Genomic DNA, 6,536 nt, shown 5'->3' with positions numbered 1-6,536 from the left:
AAAGGCATTTCTGGTTACGCTTTGTGCCAGCAAAGAGTAACTGGCGCGCGTTGTACACAGTTAAGAAAAACACCGAACTCAAGCGCGACATACCAATACCACTTTTGAAATGGCACTCGCTATCAGAATTTGCACCGTTGCGCTAATAACGGTCCCAGCGTATTTTTCTAAGCGAAAGTGATCCTCAACCCGCCGGCGCTTTCAGATCCAGCGTTTCTAACGGGTTAGGGCAGTACTGCCGGGTCTTATCCATCACCTGTTTTTGCAAGGCTTTATCAGCCTCGATCTCAGGGTATTGTTTTCTGAGATCTTCCATGCAGGTTTGTGTGGCTTCCATCATCTTGGTGAGCTCGTCTTTGGAATTCATCAGACTGGAAAGGTCATTACCTTTATCTGTTTTCACCGCCTGTAACGCTTTCTCAAGTTCGGCATAGGGCTGGGCGAGGCAGCCGCAGACATCTTTTGCGGCCTGGTCCAGGTCATCAGCCTGAACAGGAAAAGCCGTCAGGGAGGCGATAAACAAGGGGGCTATCAGGGATTTCATCTCTACCTCCTGGCATGTCCATAAAAAAAGAAAAAAATTTGGTACTGTACATCAGGCACAGTGTCAGAAAAGTAAATAGCCTGACTTCAACGAGTTGCTCAAGGATGTTGTATCAATTACATACTGAGGCGTAATACTTCGAATCGCAAAAAAATCGTAGTGTTATTTTTGCGACACTGCTCAAAATTTCACCTCCCTATACTCAAGAGGAAAGCACTTGTGACGATGTATTAGATACGTCTAATGAAGGCGTACGGATAACATGAAGCGTGTAGTTTAGGGGGCTGTATGAAGAGCGCACATCGGTGTCGCGGTGTCGGGTTGTCTGTCGTGGTTGTGGCAGTCACTTTACCATCATTTGCATGGGCAGACAGCGGCAAATTCAGCTTTGTCAGTTCGGTATCCGATGAGGTGATTGACTCTTTATCGTCAATGGCCAGCGACGTCAGGGTAGATAAACCCAGTAAGAAAGAATCCCTTCACCCAGCCGTCAGTCTCAATGCGTCATCTTTTGCTTTATATCCTGGTGATGTCAGTACACGAACAAGCAGTGTCAGGGAAGATAACCGTCTTCGTACATTCAGCGCGTCATCCTTTGGCAGTGATTACACCAATTCATCGTATTTCGAAAATTCGCAGAGTGGTTTGGGCACTTATATGCGGGTCGATCGCTCGCAGCCGCAGTTTCATTTCAAATCGTCCCCGGTTGATCGCACCGCACCTGTTAATGATGGTTATTCACTGACCCTGGGCGGCGACTATCTGCTGAATAATAATTATCTGTTTGGTTTAGCGCTGGGGATGCCGTCGTACCGAGTATCTGGCACTGAAAATGAAAGCAGCAGTGGCGTTGAAGGTTTAGTGGCGTCTGGCTATTTCAGTTATTTTGAGAACGAGTGGTTTCTCGATTTTTCCGCCAGCTATGCACTGATAGATAAAGACATGAAACGTCAGGTCAATATGTATACCGATCCTGTGGTCAGCAGTATGGATGATGCTGATTCTGACGTGTGGGTATTTACACTGGGCGGCGGCTATGTGGTTGATTATCCCTATGCGACCATCGCATTAGAAAGTTCGGTGCAGTACACCTTGTCCGATCAGGACAGATACAACGAAAGGTTGTCGAAAGGCAATTCAAACTATGTGATTTCACAGGTTGATGATGTCAATAACCTGGAAGGGACCACCTTTATTACTGGCGCATCGATTTCAAAACCCTTCCGAACCAGCTTAGGGCTGTTCCAGCCTTATGTGAAAAGCTACCTGCATTATGATTATCAGTTCGATTCAGAGCGTATCATCAGCCAGTTTAAATCTGCCTACAGCAGCAGTAACCTGCCTGTGATCACTCAGTCGGACGATCAGTTTTACGGTCGCTTTCACGCCGGTGTCTCTGGTGCATTTAATGACAAATGGATCGGCTACGCTGAAGCGAGTACGCTGGTCGGGTTAAATGATATGAACCCCACCTTATACAGCATGGGTGTGATCATCCCGTTTAAATAAACTGGGATCTGCAGCTTAGCCAGAACCTCTAGCTTCCTGGGTCGTTTTCTCATCCTCAGGCGACGCGGCGTTATTCGCACTGATTCTGCACTGATTTCGCGTTACCAGCGCTGTGGCAGATGGGTGCTCAGGTAATCAAGAAACAGACTGAGTTTACGGGATCGCTTACTTTTCTCCGCCGATACCAATGCCACGATATTGGCTTTGGGTAACTGGTAGTCAGTCAGTACCGGGACCAGCAGACCAGCATCAATTTCCTTTCTGACATCCCATTCAGAACGCTGAATGATCCCGTAGCCATCCAGAGCCCATTGCTTGGCAACCTGACCGACATTGCAGGACAATTTCGGTTCGATGCGGATACTGCTTGTTTGTTTGGAGGGCAGGTGAAACTTCCACATGGTGACATTCTCGTCATTCTCTTTCAGAGCGATGCACGCATGATGATGAAGATCTTCTGGTGTATTCAGCGGTGGTGCGGAAGCCAGGTAACCGGGCGACGCAAGAAGAAAGCGTTTGTTCTCAACCAGATGAATACAGCGTAGTGATGAATCTTTTAACCGGCCGATATAGATCATGACATCCGGCTTGATAGGGTGCGACCAGCTTGGTTTGTCGGTGAGCGTCAAATCAATAATCAGGTTGGGGTACTGATTCTGAAACCTGGCGATGAGTGGCGCAATATGGGTTGTACCAAATCCCAGCGGGGCAAGGACATTCAGTTTGCCTTCAATCATTGACTGGTTCGACAGCAGATCATTTTGCAGTGCCTCGAGTGCCAGCAGTATCTCTCTGCCTTCTCGGGCAAGCTTTTTTCCTTCCTGTGTCAGCTTGGTGGTTCTCAGATTTCTGTCTACCAGTGTGACGGACATTTTCCGCTCTAATGCCTGCAGACGCTGAGTGACGCTGGGTGGTGTCACATTGAGTTTTCTGGCGGCGGCCGCCAGGGAAGGGCTGTCTGCAATCACACTGAAAAATTCAATATCCTGAGAATTTATCATTAATCTAAATCTTAATATGGCAATAAATAATGATTAATTTAACTTAATATGCAACCTTGTTACAACTATGTCCGCTCCTTCTAACTGATTAAGAGTGGAATAATTACAATGACTCGTCTTGACGTAACAGTTGCTTCATTGGCTAGTGAAGCGAAGCCCCTGGCTCCAAGCTTTGGTTTGGAGTTTACCAACAAACAACTCGCTACTTTAGTATCAGAGCAGTTCGACGAACTGTACTCAACATTGGTTCGGCATAAGTTACTCATTTTCCGCAAGCAGGACACATCGCCTCAGCAGCTGATGCAGATTGCGGAACGGCTCGGTGAGGTGCAGCGCTATCCATTTTCGAGCGGCATTGAAGGCTTCCCGGAAATTGTCGAAATCCGTAAAGAGCCGGATCAGAAAAATGTGTTCAGTGGTGTGTGGCATATCGATTCCACTTATCTGGAGTCTCCTCCCGATTTCACTCTGCTGGCGGCTAAACAGACCCCGGAAGTTGGCGGAGATACCGTATTTGCAGACTCTCAGAAAGCGTTTGCTGCTTTGTCGGAAGGGATGCAGAAATTTCTGCTGTCTGAAAAAGCGGAATTCATTTCAAATAAAATTCAGGAAGCCGGTAACAAAGCCCCGCATCTGGTGAATTTTACAGATATCGCAATGGCTAATACCTTCTTTAGTGCCTCACATTCTGCTGCCAAGCGACACGAAGAATCAGGGATCCCTGGGATCTACGTGAACGCTGAGCACACCAGTCGCTTTACGTCGATGTCAGCCGAAGAGAGTGCGCCTATCCTCGATTATCTCTTTAGCCATATTACCCGCGATGAGTTCACCGCCAGGGTGCGGTGGGAAAACGAGACGATTGTGTTGTGGGATAACCGTGGCCTTCAGCACCATGCCGTGAACGACTATTACGGCCAGTTACGCGTGATGCACCGTATCATTGTCCGTTCGGCAATGCGTTAAACAACATACATGTACAGCGCCCGACAATTTGTTGCAGCGCTGTACATGTGGTTGATGAATGAAGTTGTTAAAAAGAAAGGAAAAAATATGTTGGAATCCATAGCCTTTGTTCCCTCAGGCAGTGTATTAATCATGCTGTTCTGTGCGGCATTTATTGCCGGTATTGTCGATGCTATTGCTGGTGGTGGCGGTTTAATTACGGTTCCGAGTCTCTTGCTGGCCGGTGTGCCGCCGCTGACGGCTCTCGGTACTAACCGCTTACAGGCTGTGATTGGTGAGCTGACGTCTTTTGTGACCTATTTGTGGCACAGAGAAGTGAACCTCTCCGGCCTGCTTCTTGGCATGATAGCAACGGCAGTAGGAGCAACGGCGGGTTCTTTTGCCGTCAGCTTGTTCCCGGCTGATATTCTGAGGGCGCTGCTGCCCATTTTGATGGTTGCTATTACTGTTTATTCCATTTTGTCTAAACGCCTGAAAAATGTCGTCGCTGAGCAGGCGAAGGTGTCTTCCCGAACTTTCATGCTGTCTATGGGGCTGATCATTGGTTTTTATAATGGTTTCTTCGGGCCGGGCACGGGGGCGATCTGGATGATCGCGTTTGCGATCTTGCTGGGATACACGATCAAGCAGGCCAGTATTGCCACTAAACCGTTAAATCTGATGGGTAATCTGGTGTCGCTGATTTTCTTTATCTCCATCAGCAGCGTGAATTATCAGATCGGACTGGTCATGGGCGTCGCCCAAGTGCTGGGGGCGGTGCTGGGCAGCAAAGTGGTGATCCGCAATGGCGACAGAGTCGTGCGGCCGATGTTTATCACTGTCACTTTATTGATGACGGTTAAACTGATTTACGAAACAGGTACAGGACCTGTGCTTGCTTTCGTTACCGGGCACTAGCCGTCCACCGGTAATATGTCCTGAAAAAAACGGACCGTCAAAGCGAATGACGGTCCGTTTTTCATGCTTAATGGCCTGACGGCTGAGTCAGCAGCTAAAAGTCAGCCGTTTAGCGTCAACAATCAGCGTAAAGCTCTGGCCCGGTAAGAGCGGCTTTTGATTTTATCGCTGGTGATTTTCGCAAGCGCTTTTTTCATGACTTTTCTGTCAACGGCAACATAAGCACGCAAATCGGTGATGTGGATTTTGCCGACTTGTTTACCTTCAATACCGTTATTGCCTGTGAGTGCGCCCAGAATGTCACCAGGGCGCAGTTTTTGCTTCTTGCCGCCATCAATCTGGAGAGTGACCATGGCAGGCGCCGCCGGCGTATTATTCAGTAACGTCGCTGGTGGCAAGGGATCGCTGGTGATCTCGCGCTCAAAATGATCAGCAAGCAACGCCATCTTGTAGCCATCTTTTTCGCCATAGAAGGTGTACGCGTTACCCTGGCTGCCAGCACGGCCTGTTCGGCCGATACGGTGAATATACACTTCGGTATCGTGGGGCATGTGGTAGTTAAAGACAGCGTCCAGGGCATCGATATCCAGTCCGCGGGCGGCAACGTCTGTGGCAACCAGAATACAGGCACTCTTATTGGCAAATTGCAGCAGCGTCTGATCTCTGTCTCTTTGTTCCAGATCGCCGTGCAGCGCTAACACGCTGAAACCCGAATCGGCCAGTTCATCTGCAACTTGCTGTGTTTCGCGTTTGGTATTACAGAACACCACGGCGCTTTCCGGTTGTTTGTCCAGCAGCAACAGACGCAGCGCCTGCATGCGCTCTTTGTTGTCTTCCAGACGGTAAAACGACTGGGCAATGGTGCTTTTTTCATGCGTAGAGGCGACTTTCACCATCACAGGTTTGTGAAGGATTTGTTCTGCGACAGACTGGATCTGTTTGGGAAACGTTGCACTGAACAGCAGGGTTTGTCGCTGTGGCGGCGCTTGTTCAATGATGGCATCCAGCGCGGGCTGGAATCCCATTTCCAGCATGCGATCGGCTTCATCAAGCACCAGCATATTCAGATTGCTTAAGCTTAAGCGGCCACGCTCTAAGTGATCGAGCACCCGGCCAGGCGTACCGACGATAATATGGGCACCGTGTTCCAGAGAGCCGATTTGACGGCCCATAGGCACACCGCCACACAATGTCAGCACCTTGATATTGTGAATACCACGAGCCAGAGTACGGATGTCCTGTGCGACCTGATCGGCCAGTTCACGGGTAGGGCACAGTACCAGCGACTGCACTCGAAAACGTTTTACATCCAGTTTGTTCAGCAGACCTAATCCAAAAGCGGCGGTCTTACCTGAACCGGTTTTACCCTGGCCGATAACATCGCTACCGTTCAGGATTGACGGCAGGCTTTGTGCCTGAATCGGGGTCATAGCAGTAAAACCTATCGTGGCGAGGTTTTCTAACAGTTCAGGCTTTAATGACAGTGCTGAAAAAAGCAACGGGTTATCGTTCGACGGTGTCGAAGCAATGTCGGCATGGCTCAAGGTATGTGTCCTGTAATAGGTGGTTAATATGACTAACCACGAAGAAATAGGGGGTTAGCACGATCTGCCATTAAA

At 48.9% G+C, this 6,536-nt stretch carries 6 protein-coding genes; 3 read left to right on the top strand and 3 right to left on the bottom strand.

The features are described 5' to 3' along the window. Positions 1-184: 184 nt before the first annotated feature. Positions 185-544, bottom strand: coding sequence for a hypothetical protein (locus H511_RS0105485; protein ID WP_027251401.1), 360 nt, complete (start codon positions 542-544; stop codon positions 185-187). 288 nt (positions 545-832) lie between these two features. Here H511_RS0105485 and H511_RS0105480 point away from each other — a divergent pair, with 288 nt between their 5' ends. After that, complete coding sequence (locus H511_RS0105480) at positions 833-2,053, top strand: autotransporter outer membrane beta-barrel domain-containing protein (protein WP_027251400.1); 1,221 nt, start codon at positions 833-835, stop codon at positions 2,051-2,053. Between the two features lie 101 nt (positions 2,054-2,154). Here the strand turns inward: H511_RS0105480 and H511_RS0105475 are convergent, their stop codons facing one another. Then, positions 2,155-3,054, bottom strand: coding sequence for a LysR family transcriptional regulator (locus tag H511_RS0105475; protein WP_027251399.1), 900 nt, complete (start codon positions 3,052-3,054; stop codon positions 2,155-2,157). Between the two features lie 108 nt (positions 3,055-3,162). Here H511_RS0105475 and H511_RS22665 point away from each other — a divergent pair, with 108 nt between their 5' ends. Further along, a complete protein-coding gene (locus H511_RS22665) occupies positions 3,163-4,020 on the top strand; it encodes a TauD/TfdA dioxygenase family protein (RefSeq protein WP_036758846.1) in 858 nt (285 codons plus the stop codon). A gap of 87 nt (positions 4,021-4,107) precedes the next feature. Beyond that, a complete protein-coding gene (locus H511_RS0105465) occupies positions 4,108-4,917 on the top strand; it encodes a TSUP family transporter (RefSeq protein ID WP_051287904.1) in 810 nt (269 codons plus the stop codon). Positions 4,918-5,039: 122 nt separating this feature from the next. Here the strand turns inward: H511_RS0105465 and dbpA are convergent, their stop codons facing one another. Continuing rightward, positions 5,040-6,416: an ATP-dependent RNA helicase DbpA gene (dbpA, locus tag H511_RS0105460; RefSeq protein ID WP_081669200.1), complete on the bottom strand. Its 1,377-nt coding sequence runs from the start codon at positions 6,414-6,416 to the stop codon at positions 5,040-5,042. Positions 6,417-6,536 lie beyond the last annotated feature (120 nt).

It is taken from the genome of Photobacterium halotolerans DSM 18316 (genome assembly GCF_000425165.1).
GTDB classification, from domain to species: domain Bacteria; phylum Pseudomonadota; class Gammaproteobacteria; order Enterobacterales; family Vibrionaceae; genus Photobacterium; species Photobacterium halotolerans.
This window is presented reverse-complemented; position numbering and strand designations above follow the sequence as displayed.

Bases quoted from the DNA above. Each gene is read 5' to 3' on its own strand.
- H511_RS0105485 (WP_027251401.1), bottom strand. From the start codon at position 544: ATGAAATCCCTGATAGCCCCCTTGTTTATCGCCTCCCTGACGGCTTTT.
- H511_RS0105480 (WP_027251400.1), top strand. From the start codon at position 833: ATGAAGAGCGCACATCGGTGTCGCGGTGTCGGGTTGTCTGTCGTGGTT.
- H511_RS0105475 (WP_027251399.1), bottom strand. From the start codon at position 3,054: ATGATAAATTCTCAGGATATTGAATTTTTCAGTGTGATTGCAGACAGC.
- H511_RS22665 (WP_036758846.1), top strand. From the start codon at position 3,163: ATGACTCGTCTTGACGTAACAGTTGCTTCATTGGCTAGTGAAGCGAAG.
- H511_RS0105465 (WP_051287904.1), top strand. From the start codon at position 4,108: ATGTTGGAATCCATAGCCTTTGTTCCCTCAGGCAGTGTATTAATCATG.